We start from the raw sequence: 24,063 nt of genomic DNA, 5'->3' as shown, positions 1-24,063 counted from the left end.
AATATATTTAGTATTTTTAGTGAATAAATATGATTAATTAGATGAAAGTTACTTTTGAAAGGGTAATCCCTAATGAAAAGAGCTCATTCCGCACCATTCATAATAATTCTCCCATTTCAGAATTCAAATGGGAGTATCATTATCATCCCGAAATTGAGCTGGTATGTGTTATTTCCGGGAATGGAACCCGTCACGTGGGTTATCATAAAAGTAATTATACGAACGGAGATCTGGTATTAATCGGGTCCAATATTCCCCACTCCGGATTTGGTCTGAATTCTATTGATCCGCATGAAGAAATTGTACTTCAGTTCAAAGAAGAAATCCTTCAGTTTCCCGAGCAGGAAGTAGAATCGCGATCTATTAAAAACCTGTTGGAACTTTCAAAGTACGGGATTCATTTTCATCATAAAGTAAAAAAAATAATGCTTCCTAAACTGAAGCTGATGCTGGAATCAGAAGGCTATAAAAGATACTTATTGCTGTTGGAAATTCTTTTTGAACTTTCAAAATGTGAGGATTATGATCTTTTAAACAAGGAAATCATGCCCTACACCATTATTTCTAAAAATAAAACCCGTCTTGAGAATATATTTACCTATGTAGAACATCATTACGACAAGGAAATTGATATTGAAGAAGTAGCAAAACTAGCTAACCTGACTTTGCCAGCTTTCTGTAATTTCTTTAAAAAAGCGACTCAGATTACGTTTACAGAGTTTGTGAACCGTTATAGAATTAATAAAGCCTGTCTGCTGATGGCGCAGGACAGATCTATTTCAGAATGCAGCTACCAGTGTGGCTTTAATAATGTGACCTATTTTAACAGGATGTTTAAAAAATATACGGGGAAGACTCCTTCAGAATTTATCAGGAATTATTCTCATAGCAATGTTAATGTAGATATAAAGACTGAAAAGGAGACTAAAGCTAAAATAAGTTTTTAATAGAAAAACTACGCTGAGACTTCTACCGGAGTGACAGACTGTGTGGATAATAGGTGAACTATGTTGCAAGAAACAAAAAAGCCACTCCAAAAGAGCAGCTTTGTATTATTGAGTAAAAACCAGTAACTAAATAAACCAGCAATTATTTCCATTTAATATTGCAACCCATGCTAGGTCTCTGAATTTCTTCCTGAACTTCTCCAGCCAAAAGATTCTCAAAAGCAATAATCAAATCCTCACCTGTAACATCTTTATTATTTCCCGGTCTTGAATCATCCATCTGACCTCTGTATACAAGATCAAGCTTATCATCAAAGAAATAAAAATCTGGTGTGCAAGCTGCATCGTAAGCTTTTGCTACTGCCTGGCTTTCATCGAACAGATAAGGGAAATCAAATCTTCTTTCAATCTGGAATTCGATCATTTTTTCCGGAGAATCTGCCGGATATTTTTCAATATCATTCGCATTGATGGCGATGAATTCAATTCCGCGCTCGTTATAATCTTCGTATAGTTCATTGATCTTGTCAATCACATGAAGAACAAACGGACAGTGGTTGCACATAAAGATCACCAAAGTACCTTTTTCTCCTTTCAGCTCTTCCAAAGACTGAAGTTCATTCGTTTTTGACGGGTTAGGAAGTTCAAAAAACGGAGCTTTTGTTCCTAATGCCAGCATATTTGAGGGAGTATTCATATCCTTATTTCTTTACCGGCAAAGATAATTATTTCTTTTGTTAATTAGGAAGAAGACATTTTCATTTTTAATTAAGCAAGGAAGCTGGAAGCTGGAAGAGCGAAGATTGTTAACCCTCAAAAATAGTTATAGTCAAATTCTATTATTATATTATTTAACCTTAAAAATAACTTCCAACTCCCACTCTTCCAGCTTCCAGCCTTCAATTAAATTTCTTTAAAAAGTAGGCAAACCCATAAAACTCACAATATCCCTTGGAAGTTATATTAAAAAGTTTGTAGTTTTGCTAACGCTGTTAGTAAATAAAAATCATGGGTCTACATGAACGCCGTCAACGAGAAAAAGAATCCATCCGTGCAAATATCTTGCAGGCTGCTTTTACGTTGGCTAAAACTGAAGGCTGGGGTTCGCTTTCTATGCGTAAGATAGCAGATGCTATTGAGTATAGTGCTCCCGTTGTATATGATTATTTTGAAAATAAAGAAGCTATTCTATTTGAAATTTCTTTAGATGGCTTTCATAAGTTACATATAGAATTATTAAAAGCTCAGCAGAAACACGATACTCCGGAAGAGCAGCTTGTTGCCATTGTGGATGCGTACTGGAACTTTGCTTTTAAAAATAAGGAATATTACCAGCTGATGTTTGGTCTTGGAATGCAATGTTGTGGAAAAGGGCAGATGAAAAAAGAATTCTCATCATTTCAGGAACTTATTTATGAATGTACTTATGAGATTATAAAGAAAAACGGATCTAATCCAGACAATGCCTGTCATATGTCCCACGCTCTGTTTTCTGCCGTTCACGGTATGATCTCTATTATGATGATGCGTACAGCTGATATCCCTTCAACGATGAATAAAACGACTTTGGACGAAACTGTTTCGGCTTTTATTAAGTCTTTATAGATTTTTTTTGAATTAAAAATTAACACCGTTAGGAAAATTAACACTGAATTAATAGATTATTCTGTTATTCCTGATTAAAAAATGAAATCACTTATGAAGCAATATATAAGATTCAGCTGTTAAAAGTAATCATTTTTTGCTTACAAATTAACACTGTTAGTAAAATTAACACACCTTACACCAACATTATACACTTAAATACATTAAAAAAATTTCAATTATGGAAACAATCGACCTCATCGGACATTAAAAATTCTGTAATTTTTTTTGAACAAATTATTAACACTGTTAGGAAAAAATACAGCATTTATTAAAACATTTTTTACTTACCTCTAACACTTCATTAAAAAAATTAAACCAACAATGAAATTACCTGGAAAAACAAGGTTTATTGTACTTATTGCAAGTATAATTCTTTTACAGAGCTGCACAAAAGCCGCAGAAGGAACCAATGCCGCACCTCCAGCTCCAGAACTTCCGGTTTATACCGTTATCACTTCACCCGCTACTACATATCAGGAATTCCCAACTGCATTGGAAGGGAAAAACAACGTAGAAATCAGATCTCAGGTAGATGGATACCTGGACAGAATCTATGTAGAAGAAGGAGCTTATGTAAGAGCAGGACAACCGTTATTTAAAATAGATTCAAGAAGCTATGGCGAACAGATGAATATGGCTCAGGCTAATCTTCAGGCGGCCAATGCCAATATTCAAAAAGCAAGAGTGGAAGTAGACAGACTTCAGCCGCTGGTTGCTGCAAAAGTAGTTTCTGATGTACAGCTTAAAACCGCAAAAGCCAATTATGAAGCCGCTGTTGCTGCCGCTGCTCAGGCCAGAGCTTCTGTAGGAAGCGCCAGAATCAATGTAGGATTTACCACCATTACAGCTCCTGTAAGCGGCTATATAGGAAGAATTCCTTACAAAAAAGGAAGTCTGATTTCAAGAACAGATGTGAATCCATTGACATTATTATCTGATATCAGTGAAATCTATGCCTATTTCTCTTTAAGTGAGCTTGACTTCATTGCTTTCCAGAATAAATATCCGGGAGCAAGCTTAGAAGAAAAACTGAAAAATATGCCCATGGTAGATCTAGTGATTGCCGACAACAGTACTTACCCTGAAAAAGGAAGATTAAGCATTGTAGACGGCCAGTTTGACAAAACTACCGGAGCCATCAGTGTACGTGCCGTTTTTCCTAATGCCAACGGAACTTTAAGAACCGGAAATACAGGAAGAGTACGTATGCCACAGCTGATTTCTAATGCAGTCGTAATTCCTCAGGAATCAACCTTCGAAATTCAGGATAAAACCTATGTTTATGTAATGGGTAAAGACCAGAAGGTAACCGGGAGACCGATCAAAATATCAGGAAAAACGGATAGCTATTATTTTATTTCTGAAGGGCTTAAGCCTGGAGAAAAAATTGTATTCACGGGAATTGGAAACCTGAAAGACGGAGCTTCCATCAAGCCGAAAAATATTTCTTCGGACAGCTTGTTAAAAGCAAAACCTCTATAGTTCTTTCCGAATACAGAAGACTTAAAAAAATAAACTTCTTATGTTAAAACAATTTATAGAAAGACCGGTCCTTTCAACGGTCATCTCCATAATACTCTTATTATTGGGAGCTTTGTCTCTCTTTAATTTACCGATTGCCCTTTTCCCGGACATCGCTCCACCAAGCGTTCAGGTAACGGCATTCTATCCTGGAGCCAATGCTGAGGTCGTAGCCCGTTCGGTAGCTACTCCTATTGAGGAAGCGGTAAACGGAGTTGAGAACATGACTTATATGACCTCAAACTCCAGTAACGACGGTACCATGACCCTGAGTGTTTTCTTCAAACAGGGTGCCGATGCAGACAATGCAGCAGTAAACGTACAGAACCGTGTATCGAAAGCGATGAGCCAGCTGCCTCAGGAAGTGGTACAGGCCGGGATCTCAACCCAGAAGGTTCAGAACAGTATGATTATGTTCATGGGACTGACCAGTGAAGATGCAAAACAATATGATGAATTATTCCTTCAAAACTATCTGAAGATCAATGTTATTCCACAGATACAGCGTATTCCGGGGGTAGCACAGGCTCAGGTATTCGGGACAAGGGATTATTCCATGAGAATCTGGCTGAAACCGGATCGTCTGGCAGCCAATAATCTTTCGCCTCAGGAAGTTTTGGGAGCCATTAAAGACCACAACCTTGAAGCTGCTCCGGGCCGTCTTGGACAGGGAAGTAAGGAAACCTACGAGTATATCCTTAAATATAAAGGAAAACTGAATAAGGGTGAAGACTATGAAAACATCGCCATCAAAGCAAACAGTGATGGATCTTTCTTAAGATTAAAAGATGTTGCAAGAGTAGAATTCGGTTCTTATACGTATACTGCCACCAACAGGGTAGACGGAAAACCGGTTGCCGGATTTGCTATCCTGCAGACAGCCGGATCCAATGCCAACGAAATCCTTACGGAAATTGAAAAGCAGGTGAAAGTAATGGAAACCACTCTTCCAAAAGGAGTGAAGCCAATCATCATGTACAACTCTAAAGACTTCCTGGATGCTTCTATTCATCAGGTTGTGGAAACACTTGTTATCGCTTTCATCTTGGTATTTATTGTAGTATTTATTTTCCTTCAGGATTTCAGATCTACCTTAATTCCTGCTATTGCCGTGCCGGTTGCAATTATCGGAACCTTCTTCTTCCTGCAGTTATTTGGTTTCAGTATTAACATGCTTACCTTATTTGCATTGGTACTCGCCATTGGTATTGTAGTGGATGATGCCATTGTGGTGGTAGAAGCCGTCCATTCTAAAATGGAACAGACGGGAATGCCTGTAGAGCATGCTACCATGCACTCGATGAGTGAAATTTCAGGAGCCATTATTTCCATTACACTGGTAATGTGTGCCGTGTTTATTCCGGTTGGTTTCATGCAGGGACCTGCAGGAGTTTTCTACAGACAGTTTGCTTTCACATTGGCGATTGCGATTTTAATTTCAGCGGTTAATGCATTAACATTGAGCCCTGCATTATGTGCGATGTTCTTAAATGATCCTCAGGGAGAACATGGGGAGCACGGTCATAAAAAAGGTTTTGGAGCAAGGTTCTTCAATGCTTTCAATGCGAGCTTCAACAGCATGACCAGAAAATATATTTACAGCCTTAAGTTTTTAATTAAAAACAAATGGGTTGCGATAGGAGGTCTTGTTATCATCACAGCAGCAAGTGTATTTTTAATCAAGAAAGCGCCGTCAGGATTCATTCCTACGGAAGACCAGGGATTCGTATTATATGCAGTGAATACTCCTCCGGGAAGTTCACTGGAAAGAACCCACAGAGCTACGGCTCAAATTGATCAAATCATCAATGGTGAAAAAGCAACCAACCACCTTTGGGTAGCGGACGGGATGAACTTCATCAGTAATGCCAACGCATCTCCCTATTCTGCAGGTTTCATCAAGCTTAAAGATTATGACAAGCGTGGTGAAATGAAAGATCCCGATCAGATTGCAGCAACGTTGACAGGTAAGGTAAGCCAGGTGAAAGATGCCAACGCATTCTTCTTCAACTTCCCTACTGTACAAGGTTTCGGTAACGTTTCCGGATTTGAATTCATGCTTCAGGACAAAACGAATGGTTCTTTTGAACAGTTGGGAACAACCACACAGCAGTTTATCGGAGAGCTTATGAAAAGACCTGAAATTGCTTTCGCCTTTACAACATATGCGGCAGGAAACCCTCAGTATACTATTGATGTGGATACTGATAAAGCTAACCAGCTGGGCGTTTCTGTAACAGAACTGATGCAGACCATGCAGATTTATTTCGGAAGTAGCTTTGTATCGGATTTCAACAGATTCGGGAAGTATTACAGAGTAATGGCTCAGGCCGATATTCCTTACCGTACGGATGTTAATTCATTAGAAGGAATCTATGTTAAAAATAAATCAGGAGAAATGGTTCCTGCCAAAACTCTGGTAACGTTAAAAAGATCTTTCGGTCCTGAAACGGTAACAAGAAACAACCTTTTCAATGCTGTTACGATTAACGGAACCCCGAAACCTGGATACAGTACCGGAGATGCCATCAAAGCGGTAGAAGAAGTTGCCCAGCAGTCACTTCCGAGAGGATACGGATATGAGTGGACAGGGATTACCCGTGAAGAAATTAAAACAAGCGGACAAACTGCCTTTATTTTCTTCTTAAGTATTCTATTCGTTTACTTCTTACTGGCAGCTCAGTATGAAAGTTATATCCTTCCGTTTGCGATTATTCTTACCATTCCAACAGGGATTTTCGGAGTATTTGCCTTCACAGGACTAGCTGGAATTGATAACAATATTTACGTTCAGGTAGGATTGATCATGCTTGTAGGACTATTAGCGAAGAATGCCATCCTGATTGTGGAATTTGCCGTACAGAGAAGAAAGGCAGGTAAAACATTGATTGAATCTGCCCTTCAGGCATCGAGATTACGTTTAAGACCGATCTTAATGACCTCTTTTGCCTTCATCGTGGGAATGCTTCCATTGGTATGGACGCAAGGTGCTTCTTCAAAAGGAAACCACTCTATCGGTTACAGTACCGTAGGAGGAATGCTTACAGGGGTAATCTTCGGGATCTTTATCATTCCGGTAATGTATGTAGTGTTCCAGTACCTGCATGAAAAAATGCCAAGCAGAAAAAAGAAAAGACTTCTGAAAAAACAAATGGAGGAAGAACTTTTAGCTGCTAGTCACTAATAAAAAAATGAATGACAAAAACTTAGAGAAAATTTTAAGATCATAGGTTTACCTATTTACCTGCCTGTTCTTAATGGTTTAAAAAACTAACTATTTTCTCCTACTAAAGAAATTTTTGCATCAACAGAAACCTCTCTAAGTTTTGTCTTCAATTAAAAGTTTAAAAACTATGAAACGAGTAAAAAATATTATTCTAACATTTGTGCTGGCCATCGGCTCTGTTTCGTGTGTGTCTAAACTGGCCTACACGGAGCCTGAGCTTCCACTTCCGGAAAAGTTCCAGTACACGGCCACTGCAGACACAGCCAGTATAGCCAACCTGGAGTGGAAAGAGTTTTTCAGTGATCCTATTTTACAGGGACTGATTGAAAAAGGAATTAAAAATAATTATGATCTTCAGATTGCCTTAAAGCAGGTGGCTGCTTCACAGGAAAAACTAAAACAGGCAAAATATATGCAGTATCCGGATGTTGGGTTCGGAGTAAGCGGACAGATTTCAAAACCTTCCAAAAACAGCATGAACGGGCAAAGCTTAAATTTATTTTTAGGTTCAAGCCATGTTGAAGACTATAACGCGGCCTTCAACCTTTCATGGGAAGCAGATATCTGGGGAAAAATCAAAAACCAGCAGGAAGTTTCAAGAATGCAGTACCTTCAGACGTATGAAGGTTCAAAAGCAGTTCAGACTCAGGTCGTGGCAGCCATTGCACAGGGATATTATAATCTGCTGATGCTTGACAGACAACTGGCGATCGCAAAATCCAACCTGGAACTGACCAGCAATACCCTGTTAATGACCCAAAAAATGTGGGAAAGTGGCGATAATACTTCTCTGGGAGTACAACAGGCCGCAGCACAGAAACAGGCAACAGAACTTCTGATTGCCCAGCTGGAACAGAATATTGCCATCCAGGAAAATGCACTGAGTATTCTGGTTGGAGAACTTCCCAATAAAGTCGACAGAACCATTGAAATGTCTGATACTTCACTGCCTCAAAACATTACGGCAGGACTTCCGGCAGCTATGGTAAGCAGAAGACCAGACGTTCGTCAGCAGGAACTGGTTTTATTAGAATCCAATGCGATGGTAGGAATTGCTCAGGCAAATATGTATCCTGCATTGAAAATTACTGCGAATGGTGGAGTAAATTCATTCAAATTTGATAACTGGTTCCAGATTCCGGCTTCGTTATTCGGATCGGTTTTAGGGGGAATTACCCAGCCTATTTTCCAGAAAAGACAATTGAAAACAGATCTGGAAGTAGCAAAAATTCAAAGAGAAAAAAATGTTCTTGCATTCCGTCAATCGGTATTAAATGCTGTGGGAGAAATTTCTGATGCTTTGGTTTCCAATGAAAACTTAAAAGTTCAGGAACAAAAAGCGACAGAACAGGCAACTACATTAAAAGATGGAATTAAAAGTGCACAACTTCTTTACAAAGGAGGTTCAGCCAATTACCTGGAAGTAATTACAGCACAGGGAAATTCCCTACAAGCAGAGTTGAATCTGGCTTCCATTAAAAGACAGAGATTAAGCAGCATTGTAGATTTATACAGAGCTTTAGGCGGCGGTTGGAAGTAGTAAATTAAATTATATTTGTTGAAGTGCGGTTCTTTTCAGAGCCGCATTTTTTTGTATTGTTTCTGTTTATCTACAATATGAATTTAAACTTGGATTCCTAAGGAATGACACAGTGTATGGATAAATGAAGCGTCCGGTTTGTCATTCTGAATGGAACAAAGTGGAATGAAGAATCTTTAAAAACAATCGATGAGATTCTTCCTTCGTCAGAATGACAAACTCAGTGCTTAATTTATTCCTGAAATTGCTCAGCAATCCATTTTAACAGAGCCTCAAAGTCTTTCTGAGAATATCCCAACTGTAAATAATGAATATCGTCCGCCTTTCTGTACCATGTCAATTGGCGTTTTGCATATCTGCGGCTGTTCTTTTTAATTTCCGAAACCGCAAAATCAAGATCCCATTCTCCATCAAAATACTTGAACAGTTCAGCGTAACCTACAGTATTCAAAGCTGTCAACCCTTTGAATTTCTCAAGACTTTTCACCTCATCCAGCAGTCCGTTTTCCATCATAATATCCACTCTGCGGTTAATTCTGTCATATAATTCTTCCCTTGGAGCTTCTATCCCGATTCTGATGACATTAAAATCTCTTCCATTTTGAGAAACCGAAATATGTTCAGAATATTTTTTATCCGTCTGCCAGATAATATCAATAGCTCTCAACAGCCTGCGGTGATTGTGAATATCCACCACACTGAAATATTCAGGATCCAGTTCTTTTAAAATCCCCTGAAGTTTTTCTATTCCCTCCTGCTCCATCATATTTTGAAGCTTTTCCTGGTTTTCAGCATTGGCTTCCGGAAGATCATGCAGACCTTCTATCACCGCTTTTTCATACATCATGCTTCCTCCAACAAGAATTACCGTGTCATGAGCAGTAAAAAGTTCATTGAGTTTCTGAAGAGCATCTTCTTCATACTGTCCGATAGAATAATACTCTTCCACTGAAAGATTTCCGATAAAATGATGAGGTGCCTGCCCCAGTTCTTCTTCCGAAGGGGCGGCAGTCCCTATTTTCATTTCTTTAAAAAACTGGCGGGAATCACAGGAAATAATCTCCGTATTGAAATGTTTCGCCAAATCAATTGCCAATCTTGTCTTTCCTATTCCGGTGGGTCCTACTACAGAAATTAAATTTTTCTTTTTCACAGCGCTAATTTACGAAAACGAGCTCATTTGAATTTTTATTTTTAAACACAAAAAAGCTACGGATTGTTTTGAATCATTAAGAATATTTAAGTTGTTAAGTTTAATTAAGAAAAAATCAAATAGATTTCTTTTAAGCACTATTCTAAAAGCGAAGCTCATCTTAATATTCTTAACATCTTCATTAAAATTTTAATGGTTATTTAAAATTGAATGATCAGATTGTATACGTTGGAATTTCATTGTATCACATTATACACTTAATTGTTTATCTTTGTAGAACAATAAAAAACTATGATTTTATCAATGACCGGATTCGGTAGAGCCGAAGATGTTTTTGAAGGAAAAAAAATTACTATTGATATTAAATCTCTGAACAGCAAGAGCTTTGATTTAAATATTAAAATTCCTTTACGTTATAAAGAAAAAGAATTTGAAATCAGAAAAATTCTTAACGATAGAATTATCCGTGGAAAAGTAGACTGCTACGTTAATATTGAGAATCTTGAAGAGTCCAACGATGTAAAAATCAATAAAAACTTAATTGACTCTTATATTAACGAACTTAAAAACATAGCTTCTGACGGTCCCAATTTCGAATACCTTAAAATGGCAGTAAGACTTCCTGATGCCATCACTTCAAGACCTGACGAATTAACGGAAGGTGAATGGGAAGCTCTGGCTAAGATTGTCAATAATGCCGTAGACAGATTCGAAGAATTCAGAAGAACTGAGGGTGGTATCTTACACGAAGAACTCAACAGAAATATTCAGAATATCGACAAATATCTTAGCGAGGTGATTCCTTTTGAAGAAGAAAGAATTGTAAGCGTGAAAGAACGTTATCAGAAATCTTTGAAAGAATTCGAAAACGTTGATGAAACCCGTTTCTACCAGGAAATGGCCTATTTCACTGAAAAACTTGATATTTCTGAAGAAAAGGTAAGACTTGCCCAGCACCTGAAATATTATAAGGAAGTAATGGACAATGAGTCTTTCAACGGAAAAAAACTGGGATTTATTTCTCAGGAAATCGGAAGAGAAATCAATACACTGGGTTCTAAAGCCAATCACGCAGAAATCCAGAAACTGGTGGTGATGATGAAAGATGACCTTGAAAAAATAAAAGAACAAACGTTAAACGTATTGTAATGACAGATACGAGGTGCGAGTTGTGTGGTTGTTATTTCTAATAATGGAACACCAAACTCGAAACCCGTAACCCGAAACCCAAAAAAATGGATAAAGTAATTATATTTTCAGCACCATCAGGGAGCGGAAAAACTACATTGGTAAAGCATTCACTGGAAACATTTCCTGAGCTGGAATTTTCAATCTCATGTACAACGAGACAACCGAGAGGAAGCGAAGTTCATGCGGTAGATTATCATTTTCTGACACCGGATGAGTTCAGACAGAAAATTTCTGAAGATGCTTTTGTAGAATATGAAGAAGTTTATACTGACAAATATTACGGTACTTTAAAATCTGAAGTGGAGAAAATCTGGAATCAGGGAAAAGTAGTTATTTTTGATGTAGATGTAAAAGGAGGAATTTCGTTAAAAAAATATTTCGGTGATAAAGCGCTGTCTATTTTTATAGAACCGCCTTCCATTGAAGAATTGGAACGAAGATTGATCTCAAGAAACACAGATGATGCAGAAACCATAAAAACCCGTGTCGCAAAGGCAGAAGAAGAAATGACCTACGCCAGCGGGTTTGACAAGATCGTGATTAATGAAGATCTTGATGCAGCTAAAAAAGAAATAGAAAGTTTAATAAAAAGTTTTATCAGTAATTAATGGCTGGAAGATGGAAGAAGGAGGATGGGAGTAAAATACTACACTCAAAATCTAACTTCTAATTTCTAACCTCTAGTTTCTGATCATAAAAAATTGAGGTGGATATGAGTACCGAAACATTAGAAAAAGCTAAATCTGCAATTCCTGTCAGAGGATTTCTGGATATAAAAGATATTGCTATTCCTCAGGGTGAAGAGCTTGTAAAAGCTATTCTGAAACTTAAAGAGGAAAAAAATGCTGTTATTCTTGCCCATTATTACCAACCGGGAGAAATCCAGGATATTGCTGATTTCCTTGGAGATTCCTTACAGCTGGCAAGACAGGCTAAAGATACCAATGCTGACATGATTGTATTCTGTGGAGTACATTTTATGGCAGAAGCCGCAAAAATTCTGAACCCAACTAAAAAAGTAGTTCTTCCTGATACCATGGCCGGATGCTCTCTGGCAGACGGTTGTTCCGGAGAAGGATTGAGAAAAATGCGAGAGCAGCACCCGAATGCTTTAATTGCCACTTACATCAACTGTAATGCAGAAACTAAAGCTGAAAGTGATATTATCGTTACAAGTTCAAATGCTGAAACAGTGATTGAAGCACTTCCGAAAGACAGACCGATCATTTTTGCACCCGACAAAAACCTGGGAAGATACCTTTCTAAGAAAACAGGCCGCGATATGATCCTTTGGGATGGAAGCTGTGTGGTACACGAAGCATTTTCAATGGAAAGAATTGCCCAGCAATTGGCAGACAACCCGGATGCAAAACTGATTGCACACCCTGAAAGCGAAGAAGCGGTATTGAAGTTAGCTCATTTCATCGGCTCTACTTCTGCTCTTTTAAATTATGTAGAAAAAGATGACTGCCAGAAATTCATCATCGCTACAGAAGAAGGAATTCTTCACGAAATGAAAAAACGTGCACCTCACAAAGAACTGATTCCTGCATTGGTTTTCGACGAAAGCTGTAACTGTTCAGAATGTTTTTATATGAAGCGTAATACAATGGAAAAATTGTATCTATGTATGAAATATGAACTTCCGGAAATTCTTATCGACGAAGAATTAAGATTAAAAGCATTAAAGCCTATTGAAGCGATGCTTGATCTTTCCAAAAGCATAAAATAATTTTTTTATCACGAATATTTATTATATTTAAAACTTAAACTAATAATAAATATGAAAAATCTAAAAAAATTAGACAGAAGAAGTCTTAAAAATGTAAACGGAGGAAGTAACATATGTAACTTAAACTGCGAAATACATGAAACCTGCGGAGCAGGATGCAATGGAGAATTGATCTGCGTACCCAGAGGAATGTATATTCCGGATAACTGTTAAAAAAATAAAGCACTGTAAAAACAGTGCTTTTTTATTGTTCTGAAACAGGTCTTGTGCTAAGAAACACCTCCGTCTACGCATTCCATACTTACCAGAACACACATCTTACAATAATCAGGCAGTCCCTGATAAGCAGAACATGGATACTGATATTCTGGACCATCTCCGAACGTAGCATTCTGAGGACACCCTGCACATCTGGACGGACCAGCTGCCCCATTTAATTTTTCAAGTTCTTTTCTGTTTAATTTCTTTAAATTTTTCATAGTTGTTTTAATTTTTAATACGTTTTAAGATTCTGAAATAAGACAACTTCCCGGAATTGACGGATCATAAGGGAAAAGATAAAGACAAACTTTACGCCCTTTAAGATCTGTGCATACTGCACACCCTTTTGGTCCGCAATCGAGGTCAACTGCACAGCTGTCTCCTGTACCTCCGATAATAGATCTTAAGCTTTCTCTGTTTAATTTTTTTGAATTTTTCATAGTATTTTAATTTTTAAATTGAGTTTAGTCTATTCAATACTAAAGCATTGGTGCATAGCAGGTTCCTCCCGGCTTCAGCCAGCATCCCCAATTCCCGCCTCCGCGGAAACAAACAAACTGCTCGCCTCCACAGGCTTCAATCTGAATATCAGTGAAACCACCTTTGATGTTCTTCTTGTCTTCTCTTGATAATTTTTTAATTGTTTTCATATGGTAATAATTTTGGTATTCTGTAACAATAAATTGATCATTTGAATCAGTAAGGTCCGAAGCATTCAAAGCTTACCAGAACTCTTCCTTTACAGCATTCCGGTAAAGCATGATAATCGGCACATGACCTTGGCTCGCCTGGTCCGTATGGGCCGGCAGGACAATTCTCAAAACAGTTATTCACATTTCCTCCACTGATTGACTTCAGATTCAAACGGTTTAATTTCTTTAAATTTTTCATAGTTATTTCGTTATTAGTTAATATCATAAATGTAACATTTTTAATCAATTACACCAAAATATATCTCATAAAAAGGAAATATATTTTATTATGTTAAAAACTTGTCTGTTTCAAAATAATTTGTACATTTGTTCCGTTACAATGAATTTTTTAAGAAACATATCTGATATTTCTGCTCTGAAGTCACTTATTTCAGGCGTATCTTCTGTTTCTACATTTGGCACTACAACAATTACCCCATAACGGGGTAGATTTTCACATATTATTCCCGGTACCCGTACTCTTTTTTTCAAAGAGTAACCACTTCTTTTTATCCAACTTCAAAAAAATAATTGATGAAAGTTTTAAAATTCGGCGGAACATCAGTCGCCCATTCTCAGAATATCTTACTGATGGAAAAAATCGTAAAAAGAGAATCTTTAAAAAGTAAAGTTGTTGTTATTGTATCAGCTCTTCACGGAGTTACAGATCAACTGATCAAAGCAGCAGAACAGGCTTCTGTAAAGGATGAAAATTACAGTCAGGCCGTTCAGAACCTTGAAGAAAAACATATCAGTCTGGTGAAAGAACTTTTCCCAATCACAGAACAAAGCTCATGGCTGAGTTTTGTAAAAAAACATTTCAACGATATCGAAGATCTCTGCAACGGAATTGCTGTTCTTGGGGAATTGACAGATAGAATTAAAGATAAAATTGCTTCTTACGGAGAATTCCTTTCCTCAAAAATTATAGCTGCAAGATTACAACATGAAGGATTAGACTGCGTCTGGATGAACTCTGCAGAACTGATCAGAACAGACAGTAATTTTACCCATGCAAAAGTAGATTTTAAATCCACCGATCATAATATTGCCCGTTTTCTGAATGAAAATCAGAACCACATTATCGTAGGACCAGGTTTTATAGCGAAGGACGAGAAAAATAACGCCACCACATTAGGGAGAGGCGGATCAGATTACACCGCATCTATTATTGCAGCGGCTATTGATGCAGAAGAACTCCAGATCTGGACCGATGTAAGTGGGATGATGACTGCTGACCCCCGCCTGGTCTCCAATGCTAAACCTATTTCAGAAATATCTTATCATGAAGCGATGGAACTGTCACATTTTGGGGCCAAAGTGCTCTACCCGCCTTCCATTCAGCCTGTCATGGTAAAAAATATAAACCTGCTTATCAAAAATACTTTTGATCCCGATGCAGAGGGAACTCTGATTTCTCATCAACTACAATCTTCAGAAGATGAAAAACAGATTGCAGTAGGAATCTCCAATATGAACAGTATTGCCCTGCTTACACTGGAAGGCAGCGGAATGGTAGGAATACCCGGAATTTCAGCTAAATTATTTCAGTGTTTAAGCCATGAAAAGATCAATGTAATCCTTATAACACAAGGTTCTTCAGAGCATTCCATCACTATTGCGATTGAAGAAAAAGAAGCTTTACGTGCCGAGCATGCAATCAACTCTTCTTTTGCGGATGATATTAATCTGAAAAGAGTGTACGCGGTGAAAATTGAGACCGGACTTTCTATTGTAGCTCTGGTTGGAGAAAGTATGAAAAGCAGAAGCGGTGTAAGTGCAAAAATGTTCGGATGTCTGGGAAATAACGGAGTTAATATTAGAGCCATAGCACAAGGGTCTTCGGAAAGAAATATCAGTATTGTGATTTCAGAAAAAGACAGTAAAAAAGCGGTAAATGTACTTCACGAAGATTTTTTCGAATCTGAAATAAAACAAATTCATCTTTACATCTGTGGAACAGGAAATGTAGGTTCAAAACTGATCCAGCAGATTTATGACCAAAATGATTATCTAAAAGAAAACTTTCTGATCAACCTGAGAATTGCAGGAATCTCCAACAGCCGGCATATGATGTTTTCAGATCAGGGAATATCACAGGAAAATTATTTTAACTGGAATCAGCAGGGTGAAAAAGCCTCTGCCAGGGAATTTGCTGATGAAATTATCCACAGAAACCTTAGAAATTCTGTTTTCGTTGATGTAACTGCAAGTCCTGAGGTTCCTGAAGTGTATGAAAGCTTATTAAAAAGAAGTGTGGATATTGTTGCCTGTAATAAAATTGCAGCTTCTTCTGATTTTAAAAAGTATAAAACCTTAAAAAATACCGCCAGAAACCACAACTGCAGTTTTTATTTTGAAACCAATGTAGGGGCAGGGCTTCCGGTAATAGGAACTATCAACGACCTCATTAAAAGCGGAGACCAGATTCAATCCATTAAAGCTGTACTGAGTGGAACATTGAATTTTGTATTTAATGAGTATGACGGAAACAGAACTTTTTCCGAAGTGGTAGCCCAGGCTCAGAAGGAAGGATACACAGAGCCGGATCCAAGGCTTGATCTTTCGGGAACAGATGTAGCAAGAAAAATTTTAATTCTGGCCAGAGAGGCAGGATATCTGCTTCAGTTTGAAGACATTGAAAATATAGGTTTTCTGCCTGAAGAATGCATGGAAGGAAGCGTTGAAAACTTTTATGAGAAACTCACAGTATATGAAGACCATTTTAAAAACTTATTAAACAATGCTAAAGACGAAGGCAAAATATTAAAATACGTAGCAGAATTTGAAGACGGAAAAGCCAGAGTAGGTTTACAGCATATTGCTCCGGACAGCGATCTGTTTCATCTGTATGGCAAAGACAATATTGTCATTTTTAAAACGCTGAGATATTCCGAACAGCCTTTGGTGGTAAAAGGAGCCGGTGCCGGAGCGGATGTAACAGCGAGTGGAGTTTTTGCAGATATTATCCGTTCTATTTAAAAATACAAATATGAAAAAAGTAAAATTAAAAGTACCTGCCACTGCTGCCAACCTGGTTTGCGGATTCGATATTTTAGGAATGGCAGTTCATGATCCTTATGATGAAATGGAATTCAGATTATTGGAAACTCCTGATATTATTATACAACATACAGACTCTTTCGGGCTGCCTGAAGAACCGTCCAAAAATGTTGCAGGCATCGTCTTGTTGAAAATTCAGGAACATTTTAATCTGAAAAATGGTTTTGAAGTGATTATTCATAAACATATAAAGCCTGGAAGCGGGCTCGGCTCCAGTGCGGCAAGTGCCGCCGGAGCCGCCTTCGGAGCCAATATATTATTAGGAAACAAATTGTCAAAAGAAGAAATGGTTCATTTTGCCATGTTTGGAGAAGAACTGGCTTCGGGAGTACGCCATGCAGACAATATCGCGCCATGCATCTATGGTGGGATTACACTGGTAAAATCTACTGATCCGATTGATATTATTCCGCTAAACAGCCCGGATTTGTTTGTAACAGCAGTACATCCGCAGGTAGAAGTTAAAACTTCGGATGCCAGACAGATTTTAAAGAAAAACATCAGTTTGAAAAGCGCTGTGGAGCAATGGGGAAATATCGCAGGGCTGGTAGCTGGAATTGAGAAAAATGATTTCCCGTTAATTGGAAGAAGTCTTAACGACGTCATTATAGAACCTGTCCGCAGTATTCTGATTCCGAAGTTTGACGAAATCAAAGAAAAAAGCTTACAGATAGGATCTTTGGGAGGAGGAATTTCCGGATCAGGACCTTCCATTTTCATGCTGTCAGAACAAAAAGAAACGGCAGAAAAAATTGCTCAGATGATGAAATCAGTCTATGATGAAATTGATATAAAAAGTTTTGTATACGTCTCAAAAATAAATCCGGCAGGAATTAAGATTGTTGAAGAAAATTAACCTTAAAAAACAGAAATGAAATATTATAATTTAAAAGACCATCTGGAAAAAATTGATTTCAGAGAAGCAACAATAAAAGGTCAGGGAAAAGAAAAAGGATTATTTTTTCCGGAAAACATTCCGCAATTTGATCAGGAATTTATTCAAAATCTTCATCAGTATTCCAATGAAGAAATTGCGTACCAGTGTATGAAAGATTTTGTGGGTGATGAAATTCCTTCTGAAATCTTAAAGGAAATTGTTACTGAAACAGTCAGTTTTGATATCCCTTTGGTTAAGATCAATGAACAAATCTCTATATTGGAATTATTTCATGGTCCCACCCTGGCTTTTAAAGATATCGGAGCCAGATTCATGAGCCGCTGCCTTTCCTACTTTTTGAAAGACCGGAATAAAAAAGTCACTGTTCTGGTGGCAACTTCTGGAGATACGGGAGGCGCTGTAGCCCATGGATTTTATAAAGTACCGCAAATTAATGTAGTCATTCTGTATCCTAAAAACAGAGTCAGTCCGGTTCAGGAAAAACAATTGACCGCATTAGGCGAAAATATTTCAGCGCTGGAAGTCAACGGAAGTTTTGATGATTGTCAGAATCTTGTTAAACAGGCTTTTTCAGATGAAGAAATCAATAGTCAGTTATTTTTGACCTCTGCCAATTCTATCAACGTTGCAAGATGGCTTCCTCAGCAGATTTATTATTTAATCGCTTTAAAACAATGGATACAGGAGCATAAGGAACAACCTGTAATCTGTGTACCCAGCGGAAATTTCGGAAATATCTGTGCCGGGCTTCTGGCTCATGTCAGAGGTTTGCCTGTCAGCCATTTTATTGCCGCCTGTAATGCCAACCAGGTAGTTCCTGATTATTTTAAAACTCAGAATTACCAGCCACAAAAAGCCATTACCACTCTATCCAATGCTATGGATGTGGGAAACCCAAGTAATTTTGTACGAATTCTGGAGCTTTTTGGGAATCAGTTTGAATTGGTAAAAAATAAAATTTCAGCTTATTCCATTGATGATGAGCAAACGATGAATACTATCTCGGAAGTTTATGAGAAATACGGATATGTTCTGGAGCCTCACAGCGCTGTTGCATTGGCCGCAATGGAACAATATCTGCAAGAAAATCCTGAACAGAAAGGATTTATTCTGGGGACTGCACATCCTGTAAAATTCCCTGATGCGGTGGAAAAAGCCATTCATACGCAGATTGAAATTCCTGAACCTTTGAAAGAACTTATGGAAAAGGATAAAAAAACTGTAGAAATAAATTCAGATTTTGAAGAATTAAGACGATTTTTGCTTCATAAAATCTAAGCAATGAGCAAAATATATCTTGAAGATGTAAGAATATATGCCTACCACGGTGTACTTCCCGAAGAAAATATCATCGGTACCTATTATATTCTGAACGTAGAACTTCATACCGATCTGTGGAAAGCTGCAGAATCTGATGATTTGCATGACACAATAAGCTATGCAGACATCAATGATATTCTTCATGGTGAGATGAAAATAAAATCCAGATTACTGGAACATGTTGCCGGGAGAATGATTACAAAAATTCACAACAGCTTTCCACAGATTGATTATATTAAATTAAAAATCACCAAAACAGCTCCTCCAATGCAGGGAGAAATGAAAGGCGCCAGCATTGAGCTTGAAAAAAGCTTTAAGCCGGAAAATTAAAATTCATATTTTCGTTGATAAAAAAACATTCAAATTGAAATTCGTTACAATATTATTTTTAGCAGCAGGAATCAGCGTTTTTGGCCAGACCACCGTTGATAATCAGCTGGCAGCCTATAACTTTCCGAAGATAAAATCCAGTATTACAATGCCTGTGACCATTCCTCTTTCGGAACTTAGCAATATGATCAATGCTTCTGTGAAAGATCTCGTTTATCAGGATGATTCTTATACAGACAATAATAATGACCAGTTCAAGGTAAAAGTTTGGAAAACAAGACCTATCCGCCTTGTAGGTGGAACCAGTCAGAACCTGCTGATTGAAGTTCCTTTAAAAATATGGGCAGAAAAAGGAATTGGTACATTGGGAGTTTATACCTATCAGAATACAACCTTCGAAACGGTAATGTCTTTCAATACCACCGTTACTTTTAAAAATAACTGGACCATCACAACGAACACCCGTCCGAACGGTTTCAGATGGGTTACAAAACCTGTTCTGGATTATGGAAGAATACAGATTCCTATTACCTCCTTTGTTGAAAAAAGCTTAAAAGAACAACAGGAAAAATTTTGTAAAACAATTGATCAGCAAATGGCTGCACAGTTGAATTTCCAGCAATATGCCTTAATGGCCTGGAATACTTTTCTGCAGCCCTTCAATATTTCTGAGGAATATAATACCTGGCTGAAAGTAAGTCCGGTGGGAGTTAATATCACTCCTTTGAAGTTCTATGGAAATCAGATCAACGCTACTCTTGGTGTTGATATCTTTTCGGAAACTTTCACAGGAAATAAACCTGCAGCTTCTTCACCGGTGACCAGCGTTGCCAATTTTAATACAACACCGGCAGTTGCAGATCGATTTATTTTGCAGACCACTGCTAATATTCCTTTTACTGAGGCAAGTAGTATGGCAAGAAAAACTTTCCTGAATAAGGAGTTTGATGTGCGTGATTCTAAAGTAAAAGTAACCGACATCAGAGTGTACGGTGTTGATGACAGAGTCGTTATTGAAGCGCAGACTGATGGTTATATAAAAGGGACTTCCATTATTTCAGGGGTTCCAGTATATGACGAAACGAAAAGGAAAATTGTTTTGTCACAAACCAAATTCAAGCTGAAAACGACCAATATTCTGCAGAAAACGGCTTCCCTTCTGTTCCAGGGAAAAATTGTAAAAATGATTGAGGAAGAATATGGTATCCCCACTCAGGAGCTGGAGGAAACTTCAAGGAAAAGTATTGAAGAAGCTTTTAATAAAGAGTATTATAAAGGATTAAAAATGAACGGAAGAGTTTTCAATCTTAAGCCCAGTAAAATTCTACTTAGCAGTACAGGAATTACCGCCGTTATTGATACAAATGCTTCGTTAAAATTGATTGTGAACGGATTCTAAAATTTTAAACTCAAAAACTAAACCAAAAACTAATAACCGACCATGAGAAAATATTTACTAGTTGTAGATCGAAACAAAGCTGAAAAGCTGACCAGATTTGCTAATTTTTTTATTGACAGACTTGTCATCTCAGTTTTTTTTCTTGCTTTGGGCTTTACTGCTTCCTTACTGTATAACCTAGCCAATATTGACTTTCTGCTCAAGATTGTTTATAAGATGTCAGAAATCAATAGGTTTCTTGATATACTGATAACCTCTCTTATCTACTTTATGTACACTTTTCTGATAGAATATTTTACCAAAGGAAGATCGATCGGCAAGTATATTACCGGAACAAAAGTCATTTGTATTGATGGAACAGAACCTACTTTCAATGATTATTTGGTTCGCAATATTTCGAGAATTGTTCCTTTTGATACATTTTCCTTCTTAGGTGAAAATGGCTGGCATGATAAATGGAGTGAAACAAGAGTAATAAACATCAAAAATTATCAGGCTGAAATTCAAGCAAAAAGCGAAATTGAGGATCTTGGAAAGAAAGAAATTGCTTAAAAACTTTTGTTCATAAAGAAATTTTACTATATTTGCACACCTCAAAAATGGTAAAAATGGTACTTTGGCCGAGCGGCTAGGCAGTGGTCTGCAACACCATCTACAGCGGTTCGAATCCGCTAGGTACCTCAGAAAAAACCTCTAAGTTATTTAGAGGTTTTTTTGTTTTTATATTTTTACGATTTTTAAATATTCCATTTTTTTTCAACAATATTATTATGAAAAAGTTGATCACTTTCTTTCTGATTTCTTTTGTCTTAGCAGTTTTAAACGGATATTTTTTTAATTATATTAATGACACCTACTTACATTTTGATGTCAATTACAATAAGTCTCAAAATATCTCAAAAAATGAATTAAACTTTATTGCGCTATTCGTTGCACCTTTTATTGAAACTTTTATATTTCAGTATCTCCCCTACCTGATTTTAAGCAAATGGATAAAGCTCAATAATAAAGCATTTTGCATCATCATTATGAGTATTATTTTTGCATCAATGCATTATTATAACTGGCTCTATATTGTGATGACATTTTTTGGAGGCATGATTTTAAATAACCTTTATATTTATTACCACAAGCAAATTCCTAACTACAGTTTTATTCTAACAGTACTCTTCCACATGTTGTTCAATCTTTATGGGTTTTTGTTTATCATGTAACTTTTCTTTATTTAAAAAACAAGCTCTTCCTGATCAAAGAAGAGCTTGGTAAATAATGCAAAAAGTAATGATGGATAAAAAATTATCTTTTTCAAAGATAAAGGGATACATCAACCTGAGTTTATGAGCAGCGTCATATCAGATCAAAAAAAAATCCCCGGAAATTCCGAGGATAAAAACTAATAACCATGAAAACTCAAATTAAACATGAGTTACATTTCTATATTGAAAAATCGTGCCAAGAATAACAATTTTGAGAAAAAAAGTTAATTTCTTACTGCAGCACCATTTTAATCAATTCAGCATTTTAAACCGATTTTACTGATACTTTAAAAACCACTTCATAATTACTTCTAATAATTTCAGATAAATATAACGGTCTGGCAAAAGTATTAAAAAAAAAGTAATTTACATTTTAATAAAATAAAATTTACATTCATGACATAAAAAAAATTAAAATAACTTAATCGGCCATAAAAATATTTTTTGTCACAAATTGGCATACTTTATTCTTTATATAAACCAACCCAGTAAAATTTAAATGTCATGTCACAAAAAAATTTTAATAAAGAAGATTTCACAAAAATCAAAGATGGGGAATATCAGTTGGAGTATACAATAAGTGAAATAGGTGAAGGGGCAGATCTTATCGTGGAAAGAATGACAGAAAATGGAAACTATGAAATGATTCAGCCTCAGTTACGAAAATCAAATGACAAAATATCAATCATTTGGGACAGTCCGTTCGACGGTAGAATTCTATTTAATGTATAAGGGCAATTCAGACATGTTCATCATATAGAAAAAGCCCCCAGAAATGGAGGCCTCAAAAAACACAAATGATGAAAAAAAATTTTATATCAGAGATAAAAATTATTTTATCTATTAATTCTTAGTCAAAGATATACCACTCTTTTTTTTTATTTTATGATTATACTCATAAAATTTTTAATTCTTTTAAGTAGGGATTTTTCCGAGCCTTTCAAATATTTCTCAAAAAGAGATAATAATTAAAATCTGTAATACTCTGTTTTCTTATAACTGGGAGAACAGCATTTCTTTAGATGAAAATGCATCATAAAAATATCATGTTTTGCACAATTATCATATTCGCTAAGTCATATAAAGCATAAAAAGAAACGGCCTCCGCAAGGAGGCCTAAAAAACACAAATGATGAAAAAAATCTATTTAGAAAAATCCAAACAGAATATTGTGGAATCATTCAAAAATGGTCATTATATTGTTACATTTTCTAAGCAGAAAACACTATACAATACTGGAACAGAAGAATGAATACTTTCTATAAGAATCAAACTGCATCTGAAGATCAATTAAACACCAAAACAGGGTGAAATTATTTAGTAAACTAAAAGATCTTCATCTGTGGAACGGGTAAATTTAGTTAAATATTTATTTGCTCACAAGACTATTCCTCCCAAATGATTGGAATATACACTGTAACATATCCATCAGCATCTACATGGGCATCAGAAACCGTTGCAACGACAGTTCCATAACCTACCCAGCCTCCCTGGCCCTGCGTAGCAGAAAAATTATAGGTTCCTGCAGGAAGGCCATCATAATATTGTGGAACAGATTGAAATCCGCCACCGTAATAGGTATCATACACTTCTCCTGTAGCTATATTCTCAGCAAGAAAACTTCCTACATCATAATTTCCAGAAAGAATTTTGGTTCCGTTTTTTGAGAGAAGACCGTACCGGATCTTATAGGTCTGATTTTTTGGCGTTTCACCGGTTATTCCTGAACTACCTTTATAGGGCTGGGCTATTTCTCTGGAGGAAAACGATGTGGCAACAGTAAGCAATGTAATCACTGCTGATACTGTAAAGATTGATTTTTTCATATTAAAACGAATTTGGTATTCAAAAATACTCAACTTATATGAATTTAATAAAAACTATTAA

24 protein-coding genes and 1 tRNA gene are annotated in these 24,063 nt (G+C 36.8%); 18 read left to right on the top strand and 7 right to left on the bottom strand.

Going from position 1 to position 24,063, the window contains the following annotated elements; genetic code table 11:
• Nucleotides 1-41 precede the first annotated feature (41 nt).
• Entirely contained in the window at nucleotides 42-947 is a 906-nt protein-coding gene (locus ACLI50_RS07285) for an AraC family transcriptional regulator (protein WP_411413479.1), read from the top strand.
• Between the two features lie 142 nt (nucleotides 948-1,089).
• Here the strand turns inward: ACLI50_RS07285 and ACLI50_RS07280 are convergent, their stop codons facing one another.
• Nucleotides 1,090-1,644, bottom strand: a complete 555-nt coding sequence (locus ACLI50_RS07280) for a thioredoxin family protein (protein WP_411413478.1) — start codon at nucleotides 1,642-1,644, stop codon at nucleotides 1,090-1,092.
• 311 nt (nucleotides 1,645-1,955) lie between these two features.
• Here ACLI50_RS07280 and ACLI50_RS07275 point away from each other — a divergent pair, with 311 nt between their 5' ends.
• The 4 genes from ACLI50_RS07275 (at nucleotide 1,956) to ACLI50_RS07260 (ending at nucleotide 8,881) form a co-directional block, all read left to right on the top strand.
• Entirely contained in the window at nucleotides 1,956-2,552 is a 597-nt protein-coding gene (locus ACLI50_RS07275; RefSeq protein ID WP_034694942.1) for a TetR/AcrR family transcriptional regulator, read from the top strand.
• Between the two features lie 363 nt (nucleotides 2,553-2,915).
• Nucleotides 2,916-4,076, top strand: a complete 1,161-nt coding sequence (locus tag ACLI50_RS07270) for an efflux RND transporter periplasmic adaptor subunit (RefSeq protein ID WP_062676224.1) — start codon at nucleotides 2,916-2,918, stop codon at nucleotides 4,074-4,076.
• A gap of 40 nt (nucleotides 4,077-4,116) precedes the next feature.
• Nucleotides 4,117-7,299, top strand: a complete 3,183-nt coding sequence (locus tag ACLI50_RS07265) for an efflux RND transporter permease subunit (RefSeq protein WP_123279189.1) — start codon at nucleotides 4,117-4,119, stop codon at nucleotides 7,297-7,299.
• A 169-nt stretch (nucleotides 7,300-7,468) separates the two neighbouring features.
• A complete protein-coding gene (locus ACLI50_RS07260) occupies nucleotides 7,469-8,881 on the top strand; it encodes an efflux transporter outer membrane subunit (RefSeq protein ID WP_411413477.1) in 1,413 nt (470 codons plus the stop codon).
• Nucleotides 8,882-9,113: 232 nt separating this feature from the next.
• On the opposite strand, the gene miaA is transcribed toward ACLI50_RS07260, so the two are convergent.
• On the bottom strand, nucleotides 9,114-10,034 hold the full coding sequence (miaA, locus tag ACLI50_RS07255) for a tRNA (adenosine(37)-N6)-dimethylallyltransferase MiaA (RefSeq protein WP_411413476.1): 921 nt from the start codon (nucleotides 10,032-10,034) through the stop codon (nucleotides 9,114-9,116).
• A 291-nt stretch (nucleotides 10,035-10,325) separates the two neighbouring features.
• On the opposite strand from miaA, the gene ACLI50_RS07250 reads away from it, so the two are divergent.
• The 4 genes from ACLI50_RS07250 to ACLI50_RS07235 all read left to right on the top strand — a co-directional run bounded on the left by ACLI50_RS07250 (nucleotide 10,326) and on the right by ACLI50_RS07235 (nucleotide 13,170).
• Nucleotides 10,326-11,183 carry a YicC family protein gene (locus tag ACLI50_RS07250; RefSeq protein WP_082798853.1) on the top strand — a complete coding sequence of 286 codons (858 nt, stop codon included), beginning with the start codon at nucleotides 10,326-10,328 and terminating at the stop codon, nucleotides 11,181-11,183.
• 86 nt (nucleotides 11,184-11,269) lie between these two features.
• Complete coding sequence (gmk, locus tag ACLI50_RS07245; RefSeq protein WP_411413475.1) at nucleotides 11,270-11,833, top strand: guanylate kinase; 564 nt, start codon at nucleotides 11,270-11,272, stop codon at nucleotides 11,831-11,833.
• A gap of 104 nt (nucleotides 11,834-11,937) precedes the next feature.
• Complete coding sequence (gene nadA, locus ACLI50_RS07240; protein WP_002976710.1) at nucleotides 11,938-12,957, top strand: quinolinate synthase NadA; 1,020 nt, start codon at nucleotides 11,938-11,940, stop codon at nucleotides 12,955-12,957.
• A 51-nt stretch (nucleotides 12,958-13,008) separates the two neighbouring features.
• A complete protein-coding gene (locus ACLI50_RS07235; RefSeq protein ID WP_157885796.1) occupies nucleotides 13,009-13,170 on the top strand; it encodes a bacteriocin-like protein in 162 nt (53 codons plus the stop codon).
• A gap of 56 nt (nucleotides 13,171-13,226) precedes the next feature.
• Here the strand turns inward: ACLI50_RS07235 and ACLI50_RS07230 are convergent, their stop codons facing one another.
• Genes ACLI50_RS07230 through ACLI50_RS07215 form a run of 4 tightly spaced genes read right to left on the bottom strand, consistent with a single transcriptional unit; the run spans nucleotide 13,227 to nucleotide 14,109 of the window.
• Nucleotides 13,227-13,436, bottom strand: coding sequence for a bacteriocin-like protein (locus ACLI50_RS07230; RefSeq protein WP_110008066.1), 210 nt, complete (start codon nucleotides 13,434-13,436; stop codon nucleotides 13,227-13,229).
• Nucleotides 13,437-13,460: 24 nt separating this feature from the next.
• Complete coding sequence (locus tag ACLI50_RS07225; RefSeq protein ID WP_202841259.1) at nucleotides 13,461-13,658, bottom strand: bacteriocin-like protein; 198 nt, start codon at nucleotides 13,656-13,658, stop codon at nucleotides 13,461-13,463.
• 39 nt (nucleotides 13,659-13,697) lie between these two features.
• Nucleotides 13,698-13,868 carry a bacteriocin-like protein gene (locus ACLI50_RS07220; protein WP_157885797.1) on the bottom strand — a complete coding sequence of 57 codons (171 nt, stop codon included), beginning with the start codon at nucleotides 13,866-13,868 and terminating at the stop codon, nucleotides 13,698-13,700.
• A 46-nt stretch (nucleotides 13,869-13,914) separates the two neighbouring features.
• Nucleotides 13,915-14,109, bottom strand: coding sequence for a bacteriocin-like protein (locus ACLI50_RS07215; protein ID WP_110008068.1), 195 nt, complete (start codon nucleotides 14,107-14,109; stop codon nucleotides 13,915-13,917).
• A gap of 335 nt (nucleotides 14,110-14,444) precedes the next feature.
• Between ACLI50_RS07215 and thrA the strand changes: the two genes are divergently transcribed.
• From thrA to ACLI50_RS07170, 9 genes are all read left to right on the top strand, one after another.
• On the top strand, nucleotides 14,445-16,892 hold the full coding sequence (gene thrA / locus ACLI50_RS07210; RefSeq protein WP_411413474.1) for a bifunctional aspartate kinase/homoserine dehydrogenase I: 2,448 nt from the start codon (nucleotides 14,445-14,447) through the stop codon (nucleotides 16,890-16,892).
• A gap of 10 nt (nucleotides 16,893-16,902) precedes the next feature.
• On the top strand, nucleotides 16,903-17,829 hold the full coding sequence (locus tag ACLI50_RS07205) for a homoserine kinase (protein ID WP_411413473.1): 927 nt from the start codon (nucleotides 16,903-16,905) through the stop codon (nucleotides 17,827-17,829).
• Nucleotides 17,830-17,844: 15 nt separating this feature from the next.
• Nucleotides 17,845-19,149 (top strand): threonine synthase, encoded by a 1,305-nt coding sequence (gene thrC / locus ACLI50_RS07200; protein ID WP_343641498.1) that lies wholly within the window; start codon nucleotides 17,845-17,847, stop codon nucleotides 19,147-19,149.
• A gap of 3 nt (nucleotides 19,150-19,152) precedes the next feature.
• Nucleotides 19,153-19,521 carry a dihydroneopterin aldolase gene (gene folB / locus ACLI50_RS07195; RefSeq protein WP_110008073.1) on the top strand — a complete coding sequence of 123 codons (369 nt, stop codon included), beginning with the start codon at nucleotides 19,153-19,155 and terminating at the stop codon, nucleotides 19,519-19,521.
• A gap of 34 nt (nucleotides 19,522-19,555) precedes the next feature.
• Nucleotides 19,556-20,920 carry a DUF4403 family protein gene (locus ACLI50_RS07190; RefSeq protein ID WP_411413472.1) on the top strand — a complete coding sequence of 455 codons (1,365 nt, stop codon included), beginning with the start codon at nucleotides 19,556-19,558 and terminating at the stop codon, nucleotides 20,918-20,920.
• A gap of 42 nt (nucleotides 20,921-20,962) precedes the next feature.
• Nucleotides 20,963-21,472, top strand: a complete 510-nt coding sequence (locus tag ACLI50_RS07185; protein WP_411413471.1) for an RDD family protein — start codon at nucleotides 20,963-20,965, stop codon at nucleotides 21,470-21,472.
• 58 nt (nucleotides 21,473-21,530) lie between these two features.
• Nucleotides 21,531-21,601 (top strand) — tRNA-Cys (locus ACLI50_RS07180).
• A gap of 89 nt (nucleotides 21,602-21,690) precedes the next feature.
• Nucleotides 21,691-22,134, top strand: coding sequence for a CPBP family intramembrane glutamic endopeptidase (locus ACLI50_RS07175; RefSeq protein WP_202841272.1), 444 nt, complete (start codon nucleotides 21,691-21,693; stop codon nucleotides 22,132-22,134).
• A 546-nt stretch (nucleotides 22,135-22,680) separates the two neighbouring features.
• On the top strand, nucleotides 22,681-22,908 hold the full coding sequence (locus ACLI50_RS07170; protein WP_411413470.1) for a glutathione synthase: 228 nt from the start codon (nucleotides 22,681-22,683) through the stop codon (nucleotides 22,906-22,908).
• A gap of 653 nt (nucleotides 22,909-23,561) precedes the next feature.
• Here ACLI50_RS07170 and ACLI50_RS07165 read toward each other — a convergent pair.
• Entirely contained in the window at nucleotides 23,562-24,002 is a 441-nt protein-coding gene (locus ACLI50_RS07165) for a hypothetical protein (RefSeq protein ID WP_411413469.1), read from the bottom strand.
• Nucleotides 24,003-24,063: the final 61 nt, after the last annotated feature.

Origin of the sequence: Chryseobacterium cupriresistens, assembly GCF_046614675.1 — a bacterium.
Taxonomy (GTDB): domain Bacteria; phylum Bacteroidota; class Bacteroidia; order Flavobacteriales; family Weeksellaceae; genus Chryseobacterium; species Chryseobacterium cupriresistens.
Note: the sequence above shows the minus strand (reverse complement) of the source record. Positions and strands in the feature narration are given on the sequence as shown.

Coding starts and splice junctions, on each gene's coding strand:
- ACLI50_RS07215 (WP_110008068.1), bottom strand. CDS start 14,109: ATGAAAAATTTAAAGAAATTAAACCGTTTGAATCTGAAGTCAATCAGT.
- ACLI50_RS07275 (WP_034694942.1), top strand. CDS start 1,956: ATGGGTCTACATGAACGCCGTCAACGAGAAAAAGAATCCATCCGTGCA.
- ACLI50_RS07230 (WP_110008066.1), bottom strand. CDS start 13,436: ATGAAAAATTTAAAGAAATTAAACAGAAAAGAACTTGAAAAATTAAAT.
- ACLI50_RS07185 (WP_411413471.1), top strand. CDS start 20,963: ATGAGAAAATATTTACTAGTTGTAGATCGAAACAAAGCTGAAAAGCTG.
- ACLI50_RS07285 (WP_411413479.1), top strand. CDS start 42: ATGAAAGTTACTTTTGAAAGGGTAATCCCTAATGAAAAGAGCTCATTC.
- thrC (WP_343641498.1), top strand. CDS start 17,845: ATGAAATATTATAATTTAAAAGACCATCTGGAAAAAATTGATTTCAGA.
- ACLI50_RS07260 (WP_411413477.1), top strand. CDS start 7,469: ATGAAACGAGTAAAAAATATTATTCTAACATTTGTGCTGGCCATCGGC.
- ACLI50_RS07265 (WP_123279189.1), top strand. CDS start 4,117: ATGTTAAAACAATTTATAGAAAGACCGGTCCTTTCAACGGTCATCTCC.
- ACLI50_RS07175 (WP_202841272.1), top strand. CDS start 21,691: ATGAAAAAGTTGATCACTTTCTTTCTGATTTCTTTTGTCTTAGCAGTT.
- ACLI50_RS07235 (WP_157885796.1), top strand. CDS start 13,009: ATGAAAAATCTAAAAAAATTAGACAGAAGAAGTCTTAAAAATGTAAAC.
- folB (WP_110008073.1), top strand. CDS start 19,153: ATGAGCAAAATATATCTTGAAGATGTAAGAATATATGCCTACCACGGT.
- ACLI50_RS07205 (WP_411413473.1), top strand. CDS start 16,903: ATGAAAAAAGTAAAATTAAAAGTACCTGCCACTGCTGCCAACCTGGTT.
- ACLI50_RS07165 (WP_411413469.1), bottom strand. CDS start 24,002: ATGAAAAAATCAATCTTTACAGTATCAGCAGTGATTACATTGCTTACT.
- ACLI50_RS07225 (WP_202841259.1), bottom strand. CDS start 13,658: ATGAAAAATTCAAAAAAATTAAACAGAGAAAGCTTAAGATCTATTATC.
- ACLI50_RS07250 (WP_082798853.1), top strand. CDS start 10,326: ATGATTTTATCAATGACCGGATTCGGTAGAGCCGAAGATGTTTTTGAA.
- ACLI50_RS07220 (WP_157885797.1), bottom strand. CDS start 13,868: ATGAAAACAATTAAAAAATTATCAAGAGAAGACAAGAAGAACATCAAA.
- ACLI50_RS07270 (WP_062676224.1), top strand. CDS start 2,916: ATGAAATTACCTGGAAAAACAAGGTTTATTGTACTTATTGCAAGTATA.
- ACLI50_RS07170 (WP_411413470.1), top strand. CDS start 22,681: ATGTCACAAAAAAATTTTAATAAAGAAGATTTCACAAAAATCAAAGAT.
- ACLI50_RS07280 (WP_411413478.1), bottom strand. CDS start 1,644: ATGAATACTCCCTCAAATATGCTGGCATTAGGAACAAAAGCTCCGTTT.
- thrA (WP_411413474.1), top strand. CDS start 14,445: ATGAAAGTTTTAAAATTCGGCGGAACATCAGTCGCCCATTCTCAGAAT.
- gmk (WP_411413475.1), top strand. CDS start 11,270: ATGGATAAAGTAATTATATTTTCAGCACCATCAGGGAGCGGAAAAACT.
- nadA (WP_002976710.1), top strand. CDS start 11,938: ATGAGTACCGAAACATTAGAAAAAGCTAAATCTGCAATTCCTGTCAGA.